This is a genomic window from Bradyrhizobium prioriisuperbiae, assembly GCF_032397745.1.
Taxonomy (GTDB): domain Bacteria; phylum Pseudomonadota; class Alphaproteobacteria; order Rhizobiales; family Xanthobacteraceae; genus Bradyrhizobium_A; species Bradyrhizobium_A prioriisuperbiae.
In genome coordinates this window covers 3,706,158-3,727,163 of sequence record NZ_CP135921.1, presented here as the reverse complement: position 1 = coordinate 3,727,163, position 21,006 = coordinate 3,706,158, and the positions used below count along the sequence as shown (strand labels likewise).

The 21,006-nt window shown below is 63.1% G+C and carries 17 protein-coding genes, 1 tRNA gene and 2 pseudogenes; 6 read left to right on the top strand and 14 right to left on the bottom strand.

Annotation, left to right across the window (positions count from 1 at the left end; translation table 11 throughout):
* The first annotated feature begins 442 nt into the window (after window positions 1-442).
* Window positions 443-1,417: a Bug family tripartite tricarboxylate transporter substrate binding protein gene (locus tag RS897_RS17505; RefSeq protein WP_315837767.1), complete on the top strand. Its 975-nt coding sequence runs from the start codon at window positions 443-445 to the stop codon at window positions 1,415-1,417.
* A gap of 17 nt (window positions 1,418-1,434) precedes the next feature.
* Here RS897_RS17505 and RS897_RS17500 read toward each other — a convergent pair whose 3' ends face one another.
* The 11 genes from RS897_RS17500 to RS897_RS17450 all read right to left on the bottom strand — a co-directional run bounded on the left by RS897_RS17500 (window position 1,435) and on the right by RS897_RS17450 (window position 15,383).
* Window positions 1,435-1,686: a hypothetical protein gene (locus tag RS897_RS17500; protein WP_315837766.1), complete on the bottom strand. Its 252-nt coding sequence runs from the start codon at window positions 1,684-1,686 to the stop codon at window positions 1,435-1,437.
* 1,043 nt (window positions 1,687-2,729) lie between these two features.
* Complete coding sequence (locus RS897_RS17495; RefSeq protein ID WP_315837765.1) at window positions 2,730-3,884, bottom strand: NAD(P)/FAD-dependent oxidoreductase; 1,155 nt, start codon at window positions 3,882-3,884, stop codon at window positions 2,730-2,732.
* Window positions 3,881-5,254, bottom strand: a complete 1,374-nt coding sequence (locus tag RS897_RS17490; protein WP_315837764.1) for an FAD/NAD(P)-dependent oxidoreductase — start codon at window positions 5,252-5,254, stop codon at window positions 3,881-3,883. The genes RS897_RS17495 and RS897_RS17490 overlap by 4 nt, the downstream gene beginning before the upstream one ends.
* Window positions 5,247-5,558, bottom strand: a complete 312-nt coding sequence (locus tag RS897_RS17485; RefSeq protein WP_315837763.1) for a (2Fe-2S)-binding protein — start codon at window positions 5,556-5,558, stop codon at window positions 5,247-5,249. Before RS897_RS17485 ends, RS897_RS17490 begins: the two co-directional genes overlap by 8 nt.
* Window positions 5,559-5,572: 14 nt before the next feature.
* Window positions 5,573-6,253 (bottom strand): SDR family NAD(P)-dependent oxidoreductase, encoded by a 681-nt coding sequence (locus tag RS897_RS17480; RefSeq protein ID WP_315837762.1) that lies wholly within the window; start codon window positions 6,251-6,253, stop codon window positions 5,573-5,575.
* A 92-nt stretch (window positions 6,254-6,345) separates the two neighbouring features.
* Window positions 6,346-7,323: an ABC transporter ATP-binding protein gene (locus RS897_RS17475; protein ID WP_315837761.1), complete on the bottom strand. Its 978-nt coding sequence runs from the start codon at window positions 7,321-7,323 to the stop codon at window positions 6,346-6,348.
* A complete protein-coding gene (locus RS897_RS17470; protein WP_315837760.1) occupies window positions 7,320-9,176 on the bottom strand; it encodes a dipeptide/oligopeptide/nickel ABC transporter permease/ATP-binding protein in 1,857 nt (618 codons plus the stop codon). Before RS897_RS17470 ends, RS897_RS17475 begins: the two co-directional genes overlap by 4 nt.
* Window positions 9,176-10,129, bottom strand: a complete 954-nt coding sequence (locus RS897_RS17465) for an ABC transporter permease (RefSeq protein WP_315837759.1) — start codon at window positions 10,127-10,129, stop codon at window positions 9,176-9,178. Before RS897_RS17465 ends, RS897_RS17470 begins: the two co-directional genes overlap by 1 nt.
* A 4-nt stretch (window positions 10,130-10,133) precedes the next feature.
* The gene (locus tag RS897_RS17460; protein WP_315837758.1) at window positions 10,134-11,654 is read right to left on the bottom strand and encodes an ABC transporter substrate-binding protein; all 1,521 of its coding nucleotides are present in this window, start codon (window positions 11,652-11,654) and stop codon (window positions 10,134-10,136) included.
* Window positions 11,655-11,664: 10 nt separating this feature from the next.
* Window positions 11,665-13,317: a hydantoinase B/oxoprolinase family protein gene (locus RS897_RS17455; protein ID WP_315837757.1), complete on the bottom strand. Its 1,653-nt coding sequence runs from the start codon at window positions 13,315-13,317 to the stop codon at window positions 11,665-11,667.
* Window positions 13,314-15,383: a hydantoinase/oxoprolinase family protein gene (locus tag RS897_RS17450; RefSeq protein ID WP_315837756.1), complete on the bottom strand. Its 2,070-nt coding sequence runs from the start codon at window positions 15,381-15,383 to the stop codon at window positions 13,314-13,316. Before RS897_RS17450 ends, RS897_RS17455 begins: the two co-directional genes overlap by 4 nt.
* A gap of 149 nt (window positions 15,384-15,532) precedes the next feature.
* Here RS897_RS17450 and RS897_RS17445 point away from each other — a divergent pair.
* Both RS897_RS17445 and RS897_RS17440 read left to right on the top strand, forming a co-directional pair.
* Window positions 15,533-15,706, top strand: a pseudogene (locus RS897_RS17445) (helix-turn-helix domain-containing protein); the annotation flags it as partial.
* 51 nt (window positions 15,707-15,757) lie between these two features.
* Window positions 15,758-16,363 (top strand): IclR family transcriptional regulator, encoded by a 606-nt coding sequence (locus RS897_RS17440; protein ID WP_315838669.1) that lies wholly within the window; start codon window positions 15,758-15,760, stop codon window positions 16,361-16,363.
* Between the two features lie 81 nt (window positions 16,364-16,444).
* Here RS897_RS17440 and RS897_RS17435 read toward each other — a convergent pair whose 3' ends face one another.
* Complete coding sequence (locus tag RS897_RS17435) at window positions 16,445-16,657, bottom strand: hypothetical protein (protein WP_315837755.1); 213 nt, start codon at window positions 16,655-16,657, stop codon at window positions 16,445-16,447.
* Between the two features lie 17 nt (window positions 16,658-16,674).
* Between RS897_RS17435 and RS897_RS17430 the strand changes: the two genes are divergently transcribed.
* On the top strand, window positions 16,675-17,028 hold the full coding sequence (locus tag RS897_RS17430) for a hypothetical protein (RefSeq protein WP_315837754.1): 354 nt from the start codon (window positions 16,675-16,677) through the stop codon (window positions 17,026-17,028).
* A gap of 170 nt (window positions 17,029-17,198) precedes the next feature.
* Here RS897_RS17430 and RS897_RS17425 read toward each other — a convergent pair whose 3' ends face one another.
* Window positions 17,199-17,969, bottom strand: coding sequence for a hypothetical protein (locus RS897_RS17425; protein WP_315837753.1), 771 nt, complete (start codon window positions 17,967-17,969; stop codon window positions 17,199-17,201).
* A 1,555-nt stretch (window positions 17,970-19,524) separates the two neighbouring features.
* Between RS897_RS17425 and RS897_RS17420 the strand changes: the two are divergent.
* Window positions 19,525-19,725 (top strand): annotated as a pseudogene (locus tag RS897_RS17420) (site-specific integrase); the annotation flags it as partial.
* On the opposite strand, the gene RS897_RS17415 reads toward RS897_RS17420, so the two are convergent.
* A tRNA-Ile gene (locus RS897_RS17415) sits at window positions 19,682-19,757 on the bottom strand. The pseudogene RS897_RS17420 and the gene RS897_RS17415 overlap by 44 nt on opposite strands.
* Window positions 19,758-20,104: 347 nt before the next feature.
* Between RS897_RS17415 and RS897_RS17410 the strand changes: the two genes are divergently transcribed.
* Window positions 20,105-20,977, top strand: a complete 873-nt coding sequence (locus tag RS897_RS17410; protein WP_315837752.1) for a hypothetical protein — start codon at window positions 20,105-20,107, stop codon at window positions 20,975-20,977.
* Window positions 20,978-21,006 lie beyond the last annotated feature (29 nt).

Here is a 21,006-nt window from a genome sequence, read left to right as displayed (position 1 = left end):
ACCCTAACGGCGCTGTGACATCTTGTTATGCGACCAGTGTCTGTGACGCGCCGGGCGGAGGATTGGCGATGAGCGACGAAATCGACTCGCTTGGCGGTGATGTACACAAACCACCTTCGGTGCTGGATTCCGTGATCACTATCCCGCCGAAGGAATAACAGACCAGAATGACAGGCTTTGCCTCAGCATCGATCGCTGCCTTGATCGCAGCGAACAAGGGCGGGCAAGAGGAGGCGCCGCGGCGACGCAGCGATCCCGATCATCAGCATCCCACCGGACGACCTCATGGTCCACGAACTCACCAACGAGCAGCCGGAGCGCCCCCAACACCGGCCGAATAGTTCATGAGTGCAAACTAGTTGCATATGTCAAACTATCACAGTATCAAAACCGTCAATGGCGAGGGCTCGGAATCAACTCGCATCCTTGAAGGGAGGCGTCCGTGACCTTGCGTTGTCGTGATCTGGTGGGAGCTGCAATCGTCCTGGTGCTTGCCTGTTCGCCTGTCACCGCACAGGAGTGGCCCAATCGGCCGGTTCAGCTCGTTGTCGGTTTCGCCGCGGGCGGCGGAACGGATGTTGTTGCGCGCATCTTCGCCCAGTCGCTGCAGGAGCGGCTCGGCAAGCCCGTCGTGGTCGATAACAAGCCCGGCGCCGGCGGCATGATCGCGGCGGGCCAGGTGGCCAAGGCGACGCCGGATGGGCGCACGCTGTATCTCGTGAACAATGGTCACGTGATCACCGGCGTGATGCAGAAATCGCTGCCCTACGACACGGTGAAGTCCTTCGAACCCGTCTCGCTGCTGGCGACGGCGGGACTCGTCATTGTCGTCCATCCGAAGTTTCCGGCCGACAACCTCAAGGATCTCATCGCGCGCGCCAAAGCCGAGCCGGGCAAGCTGAACTTTGCAAGCGTCGGCGTTGGATCGACCCAGCATTTCTCGGGAGAGCTCTTCAAGCAATCGGCCGGGGTGGACATGCTGCATGTGCCTTTCCGTGGCTCCCCCGCGGCGATCACCGCCGTGATCGGCCGGGAGATCGAGGTGTTGTTCGAAACCATCCAGGCCGTGCTGGGCCAGGTTCAGTCCGGCGATCTCAAGGCGCTCGCCGTGACGGGCCGCGAACGCTTCCCAGGCTTTCCCGAGGTGCCGACCGTGAGCGAAGCTGCCGGGTTGACGGATTACGATACGACGACCTGGTATGGCCTCGTGGCTCCAGTTGGGACGCCGCCCGCCGTGATCGAAAAACTGAACAAGACGCTCGCGGAGATTGCGAAAGAGCCTGCCGTGCAGGAAAGGCTCGCGAAGGCCGGTGCCGTCGCCCGAACGTCCAATCCCGAGGCGTTTGGCCAGCACATGACGAACGAGCTTGTCCGCTGGGAGAAGGTGCGGGACTCCGCCCGCATCGAAAAGCAGTAGTTTGCTCGCGGAGACCGCTACATCCGCGCCAACCGACGATCCTGCGGGAAGGGGATGACTTGCGCGCGGCAAGTCTTCGAGACGAAAGTCTTCAAGCCGAAAGTCTTGGGGCCACTGGTCTTGGGGCCGCTAGTCTTGGGGCACTCGTCCTCGACCACCTCGATCAAATAGTCGATCGCCTTGCTGATGCGTTCGCTCTGCATATCGCCGCCATCCAGCTCGAATTGCGCGTTTATCAGCAAGTCCCTCACCGCGGCGTAGTTAACCAAATCGAATCCTCCATCTCTAGCAGCGGGCTTGGTTAGCAACGGCCCGTGACCGCCGGTCTAATTCGATCCGTGGGATTTTCATTAAATGTCTTGAAGTTGGAACTGGCATAAGAAGCTCGTCCATCAACATATCCCTTCCGCTGGAATTACGAATGATCGCACAACCCGGCGGGCGTCCATCGAGCTCGACCGCTCGCGCCCAAACGAGACGAATTTACGCCAGTACAGTTCGCTCGATTGAGGCATCGGATGCCGGTGCAAGATCGGAATGACAAGGTCTTCGAAAGCCGCTCGTCTGAAAAGAGGAGCTCCTTCGCGGACCGAAATGCCTTGGCGAAAACTTCGAGATTTTTGCGAGTGGCGAATGCATCGATTTTCGACAGCACGACTTCCTTTAGCGCAATCAGATCCTCCCTCGAAACCTGGAGGCGCGCTCGATCCCGATCGACACGGCAGTAGGCAACATCCCGGATTTTGCGATCAGGGCGGATTGTTGCTCGCGAAGTGATGGAGGCGATGGTGGGCCCGGCAGGACTCGAACCTGCAACCAGACCGTTATGAGCGGCGGGATAAAGGTTGCTGGTGTTGATTTTCCTAGATTTTTGGCCAATTTCGAGCGCGTTTGTTGCCCTTCATTGAGGTCGTTTTTGTGCGAAAACTGGTGCGGCAGAATGGGTAGACTCCGGATACCCGATCGCTAGGTTTAATCGAACAGTCGTCGAGACGATGAGCCGCTGAGAGAGTGCTGTCGGGGTTCGAGTCGGGAGAGCGCTACCGCCTTTCCCCAAACGCCCCAGATCTGCGACATTTCCTCCGATCATCCGCCCAAAGTCCCCAGAGAGCCGTCGAGTTGCGGGCTCAAATCGGGGAACCGCAACCATCTCAAACTGCCTGGTGTCTCAGAGCTTAGTACGGCACTTGCACCGACGCGTTGGCGCGACTGCCCGGCGGCTACGTCGATTTCAGTGCACCGGCGACCGTGTAAAATGATCGGCGCCGGCACGCACCGACATCCCGGTACAGACCGCGTCGAGCGTCCGAGCTCAATGCTGGACGCCCCCATATGCTGCTACGGGTTCGTCAGTCCAGTTAGCGAAGCGCTGGGGTGCAAATGGTGCAATCGGCGAAATGGTGTGCCCCTCGTCAATGAGTTCCGCGATGATCAGACCGATAACCGGACCTAGCTGAAATCCATGCCCGGAAAAACCAAAGGCATGCACGAGACGCGGCGTGGTTGAGGAGAAGCCGATGACGGGAATATGATCCGGCATCTGCCCGTCCATGCCGCTCCAGGTACGGATGACCTGCACGCCTGCGAGTGCGGGCACGATATCAACGGCGCGTCGCATGCTGCCGAGAGATTCCTCTACCTGCGGCCGCGCGAGACCGAGTTCGGCATCGCCCCATCCGTGTCCGCCCCCGAGGATGACGTTGCCGCGCCGGATCTGCCGGACATAGACGTCGCCACCGCACACGCCGATGGAGCGCGAAATGACATATGGCAGCGGCTCTGTCACCAGCATGTTGGGCATCAGCGGGGAAACCGGGGCAGGTTCACCGAACCAGGATGCGACAACGCCCGCTCCGACGCCTGCCGCGTTGACCAACCAGCAGCTCTTCACGGTCAAGCCATCGGCCTCGATCTCGAATCCTACGCCGGTCGACACCGCATGGCGCACCGGCGCGCATTCCCGAACCGCGACACCGCGCCGGCGCGCCAGCCGCGCATAGGCCGGTCCCACTACGCGCGGATTAGCGTGGCCGTCGGTCGGCGATAGCGAAGCACCATGCACCTTGGGTCCGATACAGGGCAGTTCGTCGCGCACCGCGTTGGCGCCGAGCAATGTCAGTGCGAGACCATGCTCACGCGCACTCTCCGCGTAACGCTCCAGTTCCGCCATGTCAGTTTCGGAGCGCGCCAGTTTGATATGTCCGGACGCCTCGAACTCGACATCCTCGCCGAGAAGCTGATTGAGATTGTCCCACAACGCCCGTGCCCGGCGCGCGAGCGGCAGTTCGGCGAGATGACGCCCCTGCTGGCGCACGCCTCCGAAATTGACGCCGCTGGCGCCCGCACCGCACAAGCGCTTTTCCAGCACAGCCACCGTGAGCCCCGCCTCGCGCAGCGCGACCGCCGCAGCACAGGCGGCCGTCCCGCCTCCAATGATCGCGACATCAACCGCGAGGTGCTCCGTCATGGCAAGCCTCCAACCGGGATCGGCTTGACGGGGGGATTGCCGCGCAGGCGGCCGACGGCGGCGATATTTTTGCCAAGCGTCCGCGCAAGGATCTCCGCGGCGGCGGGTCCACAGACCCGGCCCTGGCAGCGGCCCATGCCGATGCGCGTAAAGGCCTTCAAGCGGTTCATTTCCTGCGCGTCGCGCTCTGTCGCGGCGGCGCGTAAGGTTCCGGCCGTAATGCCCTCGCAGCGGCATATGATTTCCGCGTTGTCCACGTCATTGAGCAGATGCGCGGGATACGGGTAGGCACGCTCAAGCGCATTGCGAAAGCGCCCCTGACGCGCGAGCTTGCGATCGAGCGCGGCAACGCGAGCCGTGTCGATGGGCGCGCCAAGATCCTCGAGCACAGCCAGCGCCGCGCGCTCTCCTTGCAATTCGGCGACGTCGGCACCGCCGATGCCGGCGCCGTCGCCGGCGAGGTAGACGCCGGGCACGCTCGAGCGGCCCGTAGCGTCGCGCTGGGGAAGCCACTGCCTGGTGATGTCGTCATACGCAAAGCCACAACCGGCGAGGTCGGCGAGTTGTGTTTCGCTCCGGAGCCCGAATGAGGCCCCGACGGCATCGCAGGCGACGCGATGCTCCTTATCGGCTGCATCGTGCCACCAAAGGCCGCGAACCCGATCCTGGCCCATCACGCCGATAGCACGAACGCCGGAACAGACCACGAGATCCGAAAGAAGGTTGCGCGCAACGTACCAGAGGCCCTTTGCGAGCGTGCCTGTTTGCGCCAGAAGCCCCGGAGCATTGCGGAGCTTTGCCGAGAACGGGGTGACGTCCAGCACCGCGGCGATCTCGGCGCCCGCCTTGGCATATTGATAGGCGACCAGCGGCAGCAACGGTCCGGCCCCGACCAGGGCGACGCGCCGGCCGATCGATACGCCTTGCGCCTTGAGGGCAATTTGCGCACCGCCGAGTGTGAACACGCCGGGCAGCGTCCAACCTGGAAATGGCAGAACCCGATCCATCGCGCCGCTCGCGATCACGAGCCGGTTGAACCCGAGCCTGTGATGCCCGGACGGCCCGATTGTGTCGAGGTGTTGCCCGAAGACATTCCAGACCAGCGTCTGGGGACGGTAGTCGATCGCATCACCAAGGCGAGCGGGAATGACATGAATCGCGACGGCCTTCCTGGCCTCGAAGCCATAGAGTGTCCTGGGTGAACGGGCGGCGCCCGGCGGCGGTTGACGATAGATCTGGCCGCCCGGCCGTTCCGCCTCGTCGATGAGAATCGGACGCACGCCGCCCCTGGTCAGTGCTTCGGCCGCGCGCAAACCCGCCGGGCCTGCGCCGACAACGACGACCGCCGGATCAGTCGCCAGATCAGTCATGGGCAACCCCATCGATGACGACCGCCATGCCGGGCTCGATGGGTGTCGTACAGGCCCGCATCCGGCGACCGTCGGCGAGGCTCACCCAGCAGTCCTGACAGGCCGCCATGAGACAGAAGCCCGCGCGATCGGCATTGCCGAACTCGAAGCGCCGCAAGGCGGGACGGTGCAACAGAATGGCTGTGAGCAGCAGGTCGCCCTCGCGAGCCTCGGTCGGTTCGCCATCGATCGTAAACGGGATCACCGCACCGGACCGTGGAACGAGGCGTCGAAACAGGCCCGTTTGCGAAACGCCTTCGATCATCGGAAGTTCCTCGTTCACAGCGTGTGTTCGTATCGACAATTGACCAGCAGTTCGGCGACCGCCGCCGTGTTCGGCAGAGCGATGACCGTGGCAACCAGCTTCGCGAGGTCGGCCGGGTCGATCATCTGGTCATGGGGTACGTCGGTCACACGCGCGGTCAGGTCCGTGCTGACGAACCCTGGGCACAACGCCGTGGCGCGGATACCGTGCTCCCAACCGATCCGGCGCACCGCATGGGTGAGCGCGACGATCGCATGCTTCGACATCTGGTAGCCGGCATTGAGGCCCATCACGCGCTTGCCGGAGAGCGATGCAACATTGATGACACGGCCGCTGCCTGCGACCTTCAGATAAGGGAGGGCGACGCGGGTCAGTCGGAACGGCGCCGTGACATTGATCGCGAGCAACGCGTCGAGGTCGTCTTCATCGCCATCCTCGAGGCCGACGAACCGCGAAATCCCCGCATTGTTCACCAGCACATCGATGCGTCCGAACCGTGCGATGGTGGCATCAACCCAGGGCGCCGCGGCGTTGCGATCACCCGCGTCATAGCAATGGACCTGTACTTCGCCATCGGCCGCAAGGGGGTCGGAAAAATCGCCAGGCCGACGAATACCCAGCGACAGCGCGAGGCCGGCCTGTCTCAATTCACGCGCGATCGCGAGACCAATGCCCCGATTAGCGCCCGATATCATCGCAACTCTTCGCATCGATATGTCCAGTTTCCATGGTCCGCGCCGTCGACGGCGCTTAACGAAGAGATTCACATTCCGCCGACCCCGAAGCCTCATCCATGCTGAGCCACAATGTCGTCACGCAGGCAGGCAACGCGCCGGCCGCGCGCGATCTGGCGCAGCGCAGGAATGCTTTCGGCACAAGGGGCAACCGCGTGTGGACAGCGCGTGCGGAACACACAGCCGGAAGGCGGCGCGGCCGGGTTCGGCAGGTCCCCGGACAGCACAACCTTGCCAGACCGCGGCCGGATCGACGGCGTCGCGGCGGTCAGCGCGCGGGTGTAGGGATGGGCGGGCCTGCGGAAGATCTCCGACACGTCCCCTTCCTCGACCACGCGGCCGAGATACATCACCACCACGCGCTCACACAGGTGCCGCACCACATGCAGGTCGTGGCTGATGAAGAGAAGCGCGAGGCCGAAACTGGAACGCAATTCGGCCATCAGCGTGACGATCTGGGCCTGTACCGAGACGTCGAGCGCGGAGACCGGTTCATCGGCAACGATGAAGTCAGGCGTGGTCGCGAGCGCGCGCGCAATGGCAATGCGCTGACGCTGCCCGCCAGAGAACTCGTGCGGGAGACGATCGCCGTGAGCAGGATCGAGACCGACGCGCTGCAGGAGATCCGCGACGCGCGCGCGCGCCTCGGTGGGATCCGCGAGGCCATGGATCATGATGCCATCGGCGATCTGCTCGCCCGCACGGCGGCGCGGATCGAGGCTGCCGTAGGGATCTTGAAAGATCATCTGCATGCGGGCGCGCAGCCGGCGGCGCGTTGCCGGTGCCAGATCTTGCAGTGCGTGCCCGTCGAAGAACACCCGGCCGCTGGTCGGCGGCAAGAGGTGCAGCAGCATGCGGCCGAGGGTGGACTTGCCGCACCCCGACTCGCCGACGACACCCAATGCCTCACCACGCCCAACCGTGATATCGACCTCACGCACCGCTTTGACTTCGGTGCGCCGCGCGAACCAGCCGGAGCGGCTGGCGAAGCTGCGTGACACGTTCTCGGCCCGGACCAGCGGCGCGGTCATGCGACCTCCTTCCACCGAAAGCAGCGCGAGGCATGGCCGGGGCTTACTTCGGCAAAGGCGGGCTTTGCGGTATGGCATGGCTCCGCCGCGCATGCGCAACGCGGCGCGAAGTTGCAGCCCGCGGGCAGCGCCTGCGGCAGCGGGACGGTCCCCGGAATGGCGGCGAGTTGTGCGTCAGAACCCTCTGGCGCGCTCGCGATCAAGGCTGCCGTATAGGGGTGGCGCGGACGCGCGAACACTTCGGCGACTGGTCCCTCTTCGACGATTTCGCCGGCATACATCACGCACACGCGGTCGGCGATCTCGGCGACGACCGCGAGATTGTGGGTGATGAAGACGACGCCCATCTCGCCTTTTGTCTTGAACGCGGCGAGCAGATCGAGGATCTGCGCCTGAATGGTCACGTCGAGCGCCGTGGTCGGCTCGTCCGCGATCAGGAGTCGCGGCCCGTTGGCGATCGCGGCGGCGATCATGGTGCGCTGGCGCTGACCACCGGAAAGCTCATGCGGATAGGCACGTGAGCGCGGCCCCGGGTCAGGCAGGCCAACGTCCTTCAGCAATGCGACTGCTTGTGCTGCAGCCCCCGTGCGTGACACATCGCGGTGCGCGCGGATCACCTCGGCCACCTGATCGCCGATGCGATGCACGGGATTGAGGTTGCTGCCCGGGTCCTGGAATACCATGGCGATCTCGTCGCCACGCAACCGGCGCATCTCGGTCTCGGGCAAATGCGCGAGATCGCGCGCCCGCCCGGCGCGGTCGACGAACAGCACCCGGCCGGCGATGATCTCCATCGTCGGTGGCAGCAGGCCCATCAATGCGAGGCCGGTCAGGGTTTTGCCCGAGCCGCTTTCTCCCACTAGCGCCAATGTCTCGCCGGGGGCGAGCGAAAGCGACACGTCACGCACCGGGCGAATGCGGGCCGTCGGCGTCTCGATCTCGATGGTGAGGCCTTCGACACGCAGCAACGAAGGCGCCGGGGCGGGCGATGCGTCGGGCCAGACCCGGGCTGCCGCGCGCTCGAGCCAACCCCCGCCGGCCGATCCCGCGCGCGGGTCGAGCGCATCGCGCAGACGATCGCACAGCTGATTGAATGTCAGAATGGTGCTGGTGAGCGCGAGGCAGGGCCACAGCAGCAACCATGGCGCTTGCTCCATGGTCGAGCGTGCGCCACGGATCATCAGCCCCCAGGACGGCGCGGGTGGCACGACGCCCAGGCCGAGAAAGGAAAGCCCGCTCTCCAGCACCATGGCGGCGGCGACGGTCAGCGAAAACTGTACCAGCAGCGGCGGCGCGATGTTGGGCAGGATGGTGCGAACGAGAATGCGCACCGGTTTGGCGCCGAGCGCCTGCTGCGCGGTGACGTAGTCGAGCCCGCGAGTCGCCAGCGTTGCGGCGAAAGCGACGCGCGTGTAGCCTGGCGCATACAGAATAGTCAGCGCGATCACCAGTGTCGCAGCCCCCGGCCCCATCAGGGTGACGACCAGCAGCGCCAGCAGGATCGGCGGAAAACAGACGATGGCCTCCATGGACCGCACGGTCAGGATCTCGAGAACGCCGCGCGCATAGCCGCCGATCAGACCGAGCGCGATGCCGACAAGGCCGGCGGATATCGCCGAGAAGAAAGCCACCGCCAGCGAGGCGCGCGCGCCCCAGATGATCCGTGACAGCACGTCGCGGCCGTATTCGTCCTGGCCGAGCGGATGTCCGAGCGATGGCAGCGCAAGCCGCGACGACACCTCCATCTTCACTGGATCGGCCAACGGAAGCAGCGGCGCCGCGAGGGCAACGACGATGACGGCGGCGACGATTGCGCCCGGCAGATAGAGGCGATGGACCGGTCGCGCGGCCATCAGCCGTGCCGCACGCGCGGGTCGATCACCGCATACAGCAGATCGACCGCCAGATTGATGAGGACGAAAGCGATGGAAATCACCAGCACGATGCCGACGACCTCCGGGTAATCGCGCTGTTCGACGGCGCGCACAAGGTAGCCGGAGAGGCCTGGCCAGTTGAACACGAACTCGACCAGCACCGTTCCGCCGAGCAGCGAGCCCATATGAAGCGCAAGCACCGTGACGACCGGGATCAGCGCGTTGCGCAGCACGTGATGCAGCACGATACGGGAGGGGCGGAGCCCCTTGGCGTGCGCCGCGCGCACGTAGTCGCGCTGCAGCACCTCCAGCACGGAGGACCGCGTCATGCGGAACACGACGGCACCAAGTCCGACCGCGATGGCGCTTGCCGGCATCAGCAGCAGGATGAGGTGCTGCAGCGGGTCGCGCGAAAACGGCACGAAGCCGCCGGCTGGCACCCAGTGCAGCTTCTGCGCAAACACCAGAATCGCGACGGTGCCGACCACGAACACCGGAATCGACAGACCAAGGCCCGCAACGCCCGCAAGGACGCGATCGATCGCGCTGCCGGACCGCAGAGCCGCAAGCGTGCCGAGCGGCAGGCCGAACAGAACCGCGATCAGGCTGGCGGCGAAGATCAGCTCCAGCGTACGCGGCAGGCGCAGCGCAATCTCCTCCGCAACGGAATGATCGTCGAGCAGCGAAGAGCCGAGATCACCCTTGAGAAGGCCGCCAATATGACTGACATACTGGGCGAGGATCGGCCGATCGAGGCCGAGCTTTTCCCGCAATTCGGTGACCGCGGCGGGATCCGGCGCGACACCGCCCTGGGAGAGCAGCAGTTCGGCGGGATCGCCAGGCACGAAATGAATGATCAGGAAGACCAGCGTGACGACCGCCCAGATGAGCCCGAGCGCGACTGCGATCCGAGTCAGCGCATAGCCGAACATCGCTTCACCCGACCGCTGCGTCTTCGAAGGTGGTTCCCGCGTAGAAGGTGAGCGCGCCCGGAAGGTTCTTGAAGCCGGTCACGCGTTTCTGCATGGCATATCCCTGGCTGCGCCAGGCAAGGCCGACGATCGGCGCCTCCTCGATCACCAGGGCTTCCAGCTCCTGGTAGATCGCCTTGCGCTTCGCCAGATCGAATTCGGCACGTCCGGCCTTGATGAGCGCGGAGATCTTGTCGCTCTTCAGCCCGAACGAACGCGTATAGGAGGACGACAGCGAGCCGTCGATGGCCTTGGCGATGCCGTCAGGATCGTTGCTGTCGGCCGCGTCGCCCATCATCGCCAGGTCATACTGGCCCTTGTTGCCGATGGTGACGCGCGTGGCCCAGTCGGGCAGGTTGAGTTCCGCCTTGATGCCGATGGCGGCGAGGTTCTGTTGAACGATTTCGGCGGAATCCTTGTGCATGCCGTATTGCGCGGTCGACAGGAACGAACAGGTGAATCCGTTGGGATGGCCCGCGTCGACCAGCAGCTTCCTGGCCAGCACGGCATCGAATTGCCAGGCGTTTTCGTAGGCGGGATTGAAGAACTCGCTGGCCTTCGGGATCGGCAAATGCGCGAGGCCCGAGCCACGGCCGAAGAACGCGGCCTTTACGACCTCGTCGCGCTTGACCGCGTGCGCCACCGCCTTGCGCACGCGCGCGTCGTTGAACGGCGGTTTGCCGGCATTGAAGACAAGATACATGTACGGCCCGTCGACTGCGTCGAGCGCGAGCCTGGAATCCCCGCTGATCGCCTCCATCGACTGCCACGGGACATACTCGATGAGATCGACGTCGCCCGCCTGCAAGGCCGCGACGCGCAGGTTCTCGTCCGCATAGGCTATCGCGCGGATCGCTTTCAGCCTGGGAAGGCCGGGCTTGTAATATTTGTCCGACGCCTCGAGATCGATCGAAACCCCGCGCTCCTGAGCCTTGATCACGAACGGGCCTGCGCCGACCGGCGACTTTGCGTCGGAACCGCGCCAGATCATCGGCATGTGGAAGTTGGCAAACAGCAGCGGCAACGTCGCCGCGGGCTCTTTCATCACGAAGCGCACGGTCTTGTCGTCGGGTGTCTCGACTTTTTCGATGGCCTGCATTTGGGAACGCAGATAGGCGGTGGATTTCTCGCCGACGACCTGTTCGATCGTCCATTTCACGTCGGCGCTCGTGACCTTCTCGCCGTTCTGGAACATGGCGTCGCGCAGCTTGAACACCCAGGCTGCGGTTCCCTCCGGCGCCCAGCTCTCGGCGAGTTCGGCGCGCAGACTGCCATCGGGCGCAAAGCCGGTGAGGCCGCGATAGATCATCAGCTTCACGGTGGCGGCCGCGGTGCCGGTATTGGCCCAGGGCAGCACGCTGGGCGGGTAGCTCGACAGGCCGAATGTGAGCGTCCCCGGAGAGGCGGCACGCGCGCCCGGCACACGCAGCAACGGCAGGGCGGCGGCACCGGCAAGGACGGCGCGACGGGAGACGGTCAGGGACATGGCGCGATCCTCACGGGTTGAAACCATAGATGTCACGGGCCGCGGCAGTGTCGATGACGCTCTCGGCAAGATCGCGGGCGATGGCTGCGCGATCACGCCCGGCCGGCGGGCCGTAGCCTCCCGCGCCCGGCGTGATCACCTCGAACCAGTCGCCAGCTTTCAATTCGGCGGCGTCGCGCTTGAACGTGACGCCCGGCCCCGGAACCATGCGCCCATGCGCCCCCGGCAATCCGCCGAGCAGGCCCCAGGATTGCGAGCGCAAGCGCGAGACATCGACCCGGACCCGGCAGTCCGCTTCGGCGCGATAGACGCGCCGCAGCCCCATGCCGCCGCGATACGTGCCGGCGCCGCCGGAGCCATCGACCAGTTCATAACGCATGAGCGTGAGCGGATATTCGAGCTCGAGCGCCTCCACCGGCAGGTTCGAGGTGTTGGTGACATGCACGTGCACGCCATCGAGGCCGTCCTTGCCGGGCCGCGCACCGGCGCCGCCCCCCATGGTCTCGACATAGACCCAGATGGTGCCGTCTTTCGGCATCTCGCCGCTGAAGGTGGCGACACAGCACGAGCTGTTGGTGCAGGCCGACACGCGCGCGGGAACCGCCTGTGCCAGCGCACCGAGAATGACGTCCGCGGTGCGCTGGCAGGTTTGCACGCGGCCGTTCACCGCGGCGGGATGCCTGCAATTGAGAATCGTGCCGTCCGGTGCGGTGATCGTCAGCGGCCGGGCCAGGCCGGCATTCGGCAGGATGGTCGGATCGACCACCGACTTGACCATGTAGTAGGCGGTGGCAAGCAGCGCCGTATACGTCATGTTGATCCCGGCGCGCACCTGCGGCGGGCTGACAAAGTGCAGCCGCATCTCGTCGCCGGCAATCGTGATGGTCACGGCGATCGGCAGCACGCCGTCGATCTCCGGATTGTCGAACACATCCTCGAAATGGTAGGTGCCATCCGGCATCGCGGCAATGCCGGCGCGCATCTTGCGTTCCGCGTAATCGAGCAATGCCTCGCCGGCGGCGAGCACCACCGCGGTGCCATACTTCGCGCACAGCGCCTGGAAGCGCTGCACACCGACACGGTTCGCGGCCATTTGCGCCCGCAAGTCCGACAGCCGTTCGCGCGGCACCTGGCAGTTCAGCAGGATCAGGTCGAGCACGTCCTTCTGCAGTTCGCCGGCCCTGTAGAGCCGGATGGTCGGGATGCGCAGGCCTTCCTGATAGATATGGGCGTGACCGCGGTCGGCGAAATCCGAATGATGCGCAAGATTGACCGTCCAGGCGACAATGCGGCCGTCGACGAAGATCGGCTCGGCCAGCACGATATCAGGCAGATGCGTGCCGCCGCCCGCATAGGCATCGTTGCCGATGAAGACATCGCCGGGACGCATGGTTTCGACCGCGTGCTGCTGCAGAATCTGCGGTACGATGCCGATGAAGCTGCCGAGATGGATCGGGATGTGCTCGGCCTGGCAAAGCGTCTGGCCCTCGACATTGAACAGTGCGGTCGAGCAGTCGCGCCGCTCCTTGATGTTGGTCGAGTAGGAGGCGCGGATCAGCGCCTCACCGGTTTCCTCCACGATCGAGGACAACGCCGCGCCGATGACCTCGACGGTGATCGGGTCGAGCGCGACGGACTGTTGAGCCGCGAGTGCGACGTTCATGCAACCTCCAGGATCAGGTTGAGGTAAGGATCGACCCGCGCAGTCATGCCGGGCAGGACCACCGTGGTCGCATCCATTTGCTCGACGATGGCCGGCCCCGAGAAGCGGTTGCCGGATTTCAGGTCTTCGCGCGCATAGACCGGGCAGGTGACGAAGTCGCCGCTTTCGGTGAACCAGACATCGCGGCTTTCGCGGATCGCGCCGCTCGCATCCGCGCCGGCGGACGGGTGCGCCGCCAGCGTCGCCTTGCTGACGAGGCCGGTCGCCTCGAGACGGAAGGTGACCAGTTGCACCGGCTCGTTGTCGGCGAGGAAGCCGTACATGCGCTGATGCGCATCGGCAAACCCCTGGGCGAGGAGGTCCAGCGTCCTGGATGTGATCGGGCCGTCGGGGAGCGGAATTGCGAGTTCGTAGTTCTGTCCCGCGTAGCGCATGTCGACCGTACGCAGCAGGCGGCGATCGTCGGCGGCGATCTCCTCGCGGGCAAACCAGGCGTCCGCCTGCTCACCCAGCGTCGCGAACGCAGCATCGATCTCGCCGAGCACGGCGCTGTCGAGCGGCAACAGCCGCGTCGCGGCGAAGTCGGCGCGCAGGTCCGTCAGCAGAAGCCCCATGGCGCACAGGATACCGGGATTGCGCGGCACCAGAATACGCTTGATATCGAGCTCCTTGGCGAGACGTGCGGCGTGCAGAGGGCCCGCGCCGCCGAACGCCATCAGCGTATAGTCGCGTGGATCATGCCCGCGCTGCACCGAGATGACGCGGATGGCCTTGGCCATATTGGCGGTGACGACCGAGATGATGCCTTGCGCCGTCTCCATCAGCCCAAGGCCAAGCTGCTCCGCGAGCTTTCCGATGGCATCCTTCGCAAGGTCGTGACGCACCGGCATGCGGCCGCCTAGTAGATAGCGCGGGTTCAGGGTTTGCAGCACAATATTGGCGTCGGTTACGGCAGGCTCGACATTGCCCTTGCCGTAACAGACCGGACCGGGATCCGCACCTGCGCTGCGTGGCCCCACCTTCAAAAGCCCGCCATTGTCGACATAGGCGATCGAGCCGCCACCGGCGCCGACGGTATGGATATCGAGCATCGGCGCCTTGATCGGATGGCCGTGCACGATCGCCTCCGAGGCGAGCCGCGCCTCGCCGCCCTTGAGCAGCGCAACGTCGGTCGAGGTCCCGCCCATGTCGAAGGTGATGAGGTCGGGCAAGCCCGCGGCCCGGCCGATCGCCTGCGCGCCGACCACGCCGGTCGACGGTCCGGACAGCACCGTGCGCACCGGCTTGTCGGCCGCAGTCTCGAAGCCGATGACGCCGCCGTTCGATTGCGTGAGATGCGGCGTGACCGACATGCCGAGCCCGGCGAGTCGCGGGGCGAGACGGTCGATGTAGCGCTTCATCACCGGACCGAGATAGGCGTTCACCACCGCGGTCGAGAGCCGTTCGAATTCGCGGAATTCCGGCGCGATCTCGTGGCTCGTGCAGATGAAGGCTTCGGGATATTCCTGCTGCACGATCTCCTTGGCGCGACGCTCATGCTCGGGGCGGATGAAACTGTAGAGAAACGAGATCGCAATTGCGCTGACACCGGCCGCGCGCAGCTTGCGCGCCGCGGCGCGAACCGCCTCTTCGTCGAGCGCAGTCTCCACCTCGCCGGTGTGACGCAGGCGCTCAGTGACTTCGAGGCGCAGACTGCGCTCGACCAGGGTCGGCGGCTTGTCGGCGAAAATGTCGTAGAGGTCGGGCCGCTTCTGCCGGCCGATCTCCAGGAGATCGCGAAACCCGTCGGTGGTGATCAGGCCGGTGGGCACACCCTTGTGCTGGATCAGCGCGTTGGTCGCGACCGTAGTGCCGTGACCGAAATAGCTGACCGGCGATGCCGGCTGATCGCCGGCCTCTGGTGCTACCCGGCGCATGCCTTCCTCGACACCCTGCGCAATGCCGCGCGAAGGATCGTCCGGTGTGGAAGACACTTTCCAGACCTCGACGCGCCCTTCATTCTCCTCGAACAGGCAGATGTCGGTGAACGTCCCGCCGGAATCCACACCTACGCGCCAACGCGACATACTCGATGTCCCCATTTCGATCGCTTCCCGGCTCCGCAAAGCTCAGGGATCGCCATGCGAGATGCAAGAAGCATTCCAAAATCCGACAAATTTTTCCCTGAAGTTTCACTGATCGGAATTCTTATGGACTAAATCGCGCAATCATTCATATGTTCGGAATAATGAGCGACCCGAGTGGAGGCATTCATCGCACCATCGCTCTGCTGCGTCTCCTCGCGACAGCAGACGGACGCGGCCTGCGTTTGAAGGACATCGCGGACGCCGCCGGGCTTCCACGGCCGACGACGCACCGCATCCTGGCAAGTTTGATCGTCGAGGGAATGGTCGAACGTGATGCGGGCGCCAAGGTTTATCGGCTTGGTCTTGATCTGTTCATGCTGGCTGCGCGGGCCGGCAATCCCATGAACCTGCGCGAGCTTTGCCGGCCTGCCCTGCTGCGGCTGACGGGGTCTCTCGGCGAGACCATTTTCCTGCTGGTTCGCAGCGGTTTCGATGCGGTCTGCATCGACCGGACCGCAGGCCCGCTGCCGATCCGCTCCTTCACGGGCGATATCGGCGGCAGTGTCATGCTCGGAATCGGTCAGGGCGCGATGGCTATTCTTGCGCACTTGCCCCCCGGCGAGCAGGACGAGGTTATTCGCTACAATCTCCCACGCATGCGCGACTTCGCCGGCCTCGACGAAGCATTCCTGCGTGCCGAGATGGCGCGGGTGCGCGCGAAAGGCTTTTGCGACGGCGCGCAAGGATTAATTCCGGGCATGGCGGGCCTGGGCGTTCCGATCGTAACCCCCGACGGACGCGCCGTCGCAGCCCTGAGCGTTGGCAGCACGACGGACCGGATGACGCCGGAGCGCAACGCGGTGATTGCCGAGATCCTCATGAGCGAGGCGCGGCAGATCGGCGCGAAACTCAATCCATTCGACCCGACGCTGAGCCGCGCTGGCGCGGCAATGGAAATAGCAGGCAGCCAGTCGCGCTGATGCAACGAACGGCGCGATGGTGCGCAGAGGCGCTGCACGCATGACGAGGGATGACGTCAAGGCGGCTTCGACGCCGAGAGGCTAGGCCATGTCCGATGCCGCGCTCTCCAGCGTGTCGAACCAGTTCGCCAAGACGCCCACGAATTCCCCGACATACTCGCTCTGCACGTCCCCGAGAGTTCCCCCTTCCAGCGCCTTCGCGCATTGCGCGATCAACTGTCGCGTGCTGTCGATGACGAGGCCGTACGAACCGGGCGAGGTCGACATGTCGGTTGTGCGATGGTCGTCAGTCACGGGATCAAACTCCTGTCATGCCGGGATCAATTGATTTCGAAACACCATCGGCGGTCTGGCTTTTGAATTGGACCACCGGGGATCGCAAGAGGATCATACAGGCGGGGATCGTACAGGCGAAGACCTGGAATGGCGACTGCGTTTTCTCGCCGAAATTCTTCGTTGCCGAGCCCAGGGAGTCCGGCGCGACCGGCGGCTGGATCGATGGCGGAGTTACGGTGATGGTTACGGGTTACGCGGGTTACGGCGCACTAATCCAGAAAATGCGCCCCCGAACCGCGTGCCAGATCATGATCGCGCAAGAATTGAGTGTGCACCGTAATTCCCCATTAAACCTGCCGACCTTCGGTATCCGGTGGAATGACGGTTGAATGCGCTCTCACCGACCGAGAACTCCAGTTTCGCAATCGTGCATGTCCATGCCGAGACAAAGCAGTCCAGCACACTCTACGTTTCATTGGGAAACCTGTCGGACCAATGAGCAAGGCCAGGCAAATGTCTTCGAATACATCGAACAGGCGAAAACGAATGACAACGTTCGCTATTGCGCCTCTTTTGCTTCATCTTTCGTAAGGAAGCGCCCTTCCGTGATGTCGTAATAGCGCCGTCCATCCGGACCATCGCTGAACATGACATTGCGCCCTGGAAGGATGGAGCCGGAAGGCATAGGCCTCAGGCGCGTGGCCCAGCCCGAGGCAGGAATGAGCCTCACTGCCTGTTGAAATAAATCGGCCGATCCGCGGGATGCATTGATGATAGTCCCCATCAAATCGTAGCGCTGGAGTAGCTTCGCTAGCCGGGCCGCGGACTCTTTTGGCAAAGTCATTATGTCCACTTTGATCGCGTCTAGCGCCTTTCGATCAGGGCCCGGCTCTAGCCCTTTGATGTGACCAAGCGCGTACTCGAATTCCGAGCCCAGAAACACCGCACGGAGATATGTCTTGTCCATAATCTCCTGCTTTGCCTCAACCTCCTGGCCAAGCCGCCCAGCCTGCTCAGCATAGTGCTCTTTGAGCTTCAGCAGCGTTCCGATTTCGATGTTGAGGCTGTCTTTCTGCTTTAGCAAAGCTTCTTTGTCGCGTTCGAGTCCTGCTTTATCCTTAAGAGCCCGGTAGCCCTCGCTGTACTGCTTGATCTCCCCTAAAACCCATATACCGAAGCCTGCGAGGAGAGGGAGTAAGGCAGCCATGACTGTTGGAGTAATCCAACGGACCTTCGCATTCGCCTTAAGTTGCCGTAGCTCTTCCTCCCGCGTTTCTCGCTCGAGTTCCTTGATGAGGTGGTCAAGATTATCCTGCGATCCAGTCGCCATCGCACTCTCCTTATGGCACCAGGGCCGAAGAAAGCTTTCCGACATGCCGTCAGCAGCGGCGAACTTGTGTTGGTATTCCACTTAAGAGGCGCGCACCGCAGCCTGCGTAATGATTTCGCCGAGTTCATAGCCGATGCGCCGCGCACACCAATCGCTGTGATAAAGGCGATCAACGTCTCTGATTCTCATCGCAAAAAGCTTTCTTAGGTTAGACCGACTCACATTTCGTTGGAAACTCGCGGAGATCGAGTCTTCTTTCTTGGAAATGGATTCTCGATTCATTGGAATCGACTCGCTCTTAATTGGGCTCAACAACCCTTTATGGTGACAGCGCAAAATTGAGTGTCCGCAATTCTTTTGCTAATCGAACACCGATATTGGCGCTAATCTAGACCTCGAGCGTCGTACTTATCGATTTATTGAATGACGACGACATAAGACCTCCGGACTTGGCCTCCAGATCTGCGACCAGTTCCTCAACTGCGGCGAAAACCTCGCTCTCCTTACTTTCCTCCACTTGTGCATCGGACGTTGTACTGAACCAGAACTTGAACGGTCGCCCGTCAGCTTCAGGAGCGAGGGCGCGTACTTTCTTAGGTCCCAGCCGCGAGTCATAAATCATCTGGATCACAGACGGTTCCGGATTGCCGCTCGATCCGTTGCCGCAGAAGATATAATGATCTCCTGATATCCTCTTACAGAAATTCTCGTCGACGTTGTGCTCCGAGGCATGGTGCTGAACTTTCGCGGTCGCTCCTCGCTCGGGCTCATTGGCAGGCTCTCGCGCAGTTTGGAGAGATCAAGCGTCGACGGCAGGCCGAGCGCAATCTGAACGCCGGGAAATGATGCGACCGTCGAGCTAATATCGGATCGGAGCAGGTTGACGGGTGCAGCGCCGTTTTGCAGGCATTTCAGACGCGGGTGAAGCCTTCGGGAACTCTCGTCATTTCTCGCCACGTGTTGCCCCCAACTATGATCGGATCAGGTTGCTCTGCGCACTGCGGTGTCTGCTTCCTTCGCATCGATCCGGCTAAATTCAATAGCGGATGGCGGCAATGGTCTCGAAGAGCGGCCAACGCAGATAAATATCGGTCAAACGAATTTCTTGCCTCTCGCGCGAGGCCACCTCGAAAAACGATCTGACCTGCAAAATTCTCTAAGCAGCATAGCGTCGTCCGACAGAATATCGGTCGAAGCGCTCATCGTGCGGAAACGCCCTAGTACCCGGAATCATAGCCAAGTGACACGAGCAAACACTGTACGTGCCCACCGATTCTGAATCACGTTTGATCAAAAGTGGGTACTAGGGGCCTAAACTCGAAAACGTGATTTCAAATTAAAAAAAAATAAATCAGCAGACGACGAATTTTAGTTACTCACTGTGAATTGAATTTGACATCTAATACAGCTCAACCGCAAGAGGGCATCGACTAAAAATTCCATCGTTGCCGCAAAATCAAATCCATCAAGGCGGAAGACTTCTCTTAGCTGACGTACTGACTTTGGCAGGAAAATCCTGCGCGCTCCCCAATAGCTTGCGGGGGTCATCTTGCCCACAGTGGCAACTTGGCTGATGCAGCGCGGCGCCGATCCATGGCATGCTGCCGGTTACCTGGGAATGTCGGTGAAGGTTTTGCTCGATACGTACCGGCATCACCACCCGGACCATATGAAGGCAGCGGCACAAATGATCACATCGAAGGATCGCACCTTGGTGGGCCCGGCAGGACTCGAACCTGCAACCAGACCGTTATGAGCGGCCGGCTCTAACCATTGAGCTACAGGCCCGCCGGGGACCACGGAGGTGGCGCCAACGGTGCGGTCATCCCCATACAATGAAGCGTGCCGGGCCGCAATCGATCCGGCCACGGGAAATCGTATTCAAAACAGAGCATTGGCTTTTTCGAGGCGTCGCTGCGGCCGGCCGCAGTCGCCCGTCAGACTGTGCTGATGTCGCCATGGTGCAATACGACGCAGGCGGTTTCGGCCTTTTGTTTGATCCGAATGGCAGCTTGCCGACACAAACCAACATTGCAGGCGCGGCTCGCGGATAGCGCGGGTCGGCTGAGGTCATTTCAAAAAAAACGCATTTCAGCGAACCCATGTCCATGAGTCGATTTCAGTGAGCAAATCCCATGACCACAGTGGCATTGATCGACGCCGCGGCGCATCCAGCGGCCGCGCCGTTTTACCAGCTATTCCCGTTTGAGCTGCTGCCGGGCGGGGCGGAACTCCAGGTCGACCAGGTCCGCGCGATGCGGCCGATCAGCCTCGAGGCGATCCTGATCGAGATCCGCGACCGCGTGCCGGCGCGCTCGAACGTCCTGATCGTCAGCCATGGCACCGAGATCGGGTTGTCTGTCCCGCTGTTCAGCCACCACAGCCATGGCGTCCACGGCGACCACCGCATCATGGCCGCGATTGACGACACCACGCTGTCGGACACCGATCTGGCGCAGACGCTGCTCATCCCCCACCCGCAAGGCACTGGCGCCACCCGCGCCCATGACCTGCGGGCGCTCGTGGCCCAGGTGAAGGCAAAAAACCTGGCGCGCGTCGAGCTGCGCGCCTGCAACACCGGCATCCGGCCGGACGTGATGCAGACCATCAAGGCCTTCTTCGGCGCCACCCGGCTCGGCGCGCCGGACATCCGCGATTCCTATGCCCAGCTCACGCCCGGCACCCCGAATGCGAACAACGGATTCTGGGAGCGCTGGCTGCAGAGCCATCCGCGCCACCATGTCTACGAGGTCCCCAACCACGGCCGGCTTGCGCTCGCCGTGACCGGAGGCGCGGCCGGGCACACCTCGTTCGGCCTCAGCGCGCTGGTCGACACACGCCAGTCGGTCGAGTTCTGGATCGATGTCTATCTGTCGCGGCTGCATTCGGTGGTGCCCTACAGCCACGGCCATGTTCCGATCCATGCCTTGTTTGACACCGTGGCGCCGTTCCCACTGATTTTTCCGGGCGACGAGGACCAGTACGTCAGCCACATCCAGCAGGTGTAGATGGGATCAATAATCGAGTGCGATCAGCG

Coding starts and splice junctions, on each gene's coding strand:
- RS897_RS17455 (WP_315837757.1), bottom strand. CDS start 13,317: ATGAACGTCGCACTCGCGGCTCAACAGTCCGTCGCGCTCGACCCGATC.
- RS897_RS17460 (WP_315837758.1), bottom strand. CDS start 11,654: ATGTCCCTGACCGTCTCCCGTCGCGCCGTCCTTGCCGGTGCCGCCGCC.
- RS897_RS17470 (WP_315837760.1), bottom strand. CDS start 9,176: ATGGCCGCGCGACCGGTCCATCGCCTCTATCTGCCGGGCGCAATCGTC.
- RS897_RS17480 (WP_315837762.1), bottom strand. CDS start 6,253: ATGATATCGGGCGCTAATCGGGGCATTGGTCTCGCGATCGCGCGTGAA.
- RS897_RS17425 (WP_315837753.1), bottom strand. CDS start 17,969: ATGGCGACTGGATCGCAGGATAATCTTGACCACCTCATCAAGGAACTC.
- RS897_RS17440 (WP_315838669.1), top strand. CDS start 15,758: ATGCTGGCTGCGCGGGCCGGCAATCCCATGAACCTGCGCGAGCTTTGC.
- RS897_RS17465 (WP_315837759.1), bottom strand. CDS start 10,129: ATGTTCGGCTATGCGCTGACTCGGATCGCAGTCGCGCTCGGGCTCATC.
- RS897_RS17490 (WP_315837764.1), bottom strand. CDS start 5,254: ATGACTGATCTGGCGACTGATCCGGCGGTCGTCGTTGTCGGCGCAGGC.
- RS897_RS17485 (WP_315837763.1), bottom strand. CDS start 5,558: ATGATCGAAGGCGTTTCGCAAACGGGCCTGTTTCGACGCCTCGTTCCA.
- RS897_RS17495 (WP_315837765.1), bottom strand. CDS start 3,884: ATGACGGAGCACCTCGCGGTTGATGTCGCGATCATTGGAGGCGGGACG.
- RS897_RS17450 (WP_315837756.1), bottom strand. CDS start 15,383: ATGTCGCGTTGGCGCGTAGGTGTGGATTCCGGCGGGACGTTCACCGAC.
- RS897_RS17475 (WP_315837761.1), bottom strand. CDS start 7,323: ATGACCGCGCCGCTGGTCCGGGCCGAGAACGTGTCACGCAGCTTCGCC.
- RS897_RS17410 (WP_315837752.1), top strand. CDS start 20,105: ATGACCACAGTGGCATTGATCGACGCCGCGGCGCATCCAGCGGCCGCG.
- RS897_RS17430 (WP_315837754.1), top strand. CDS start 16,675: ATGCCGGGATCAATTGATTTCGAAACACCATCGGCGGTCTGGCTTTTG.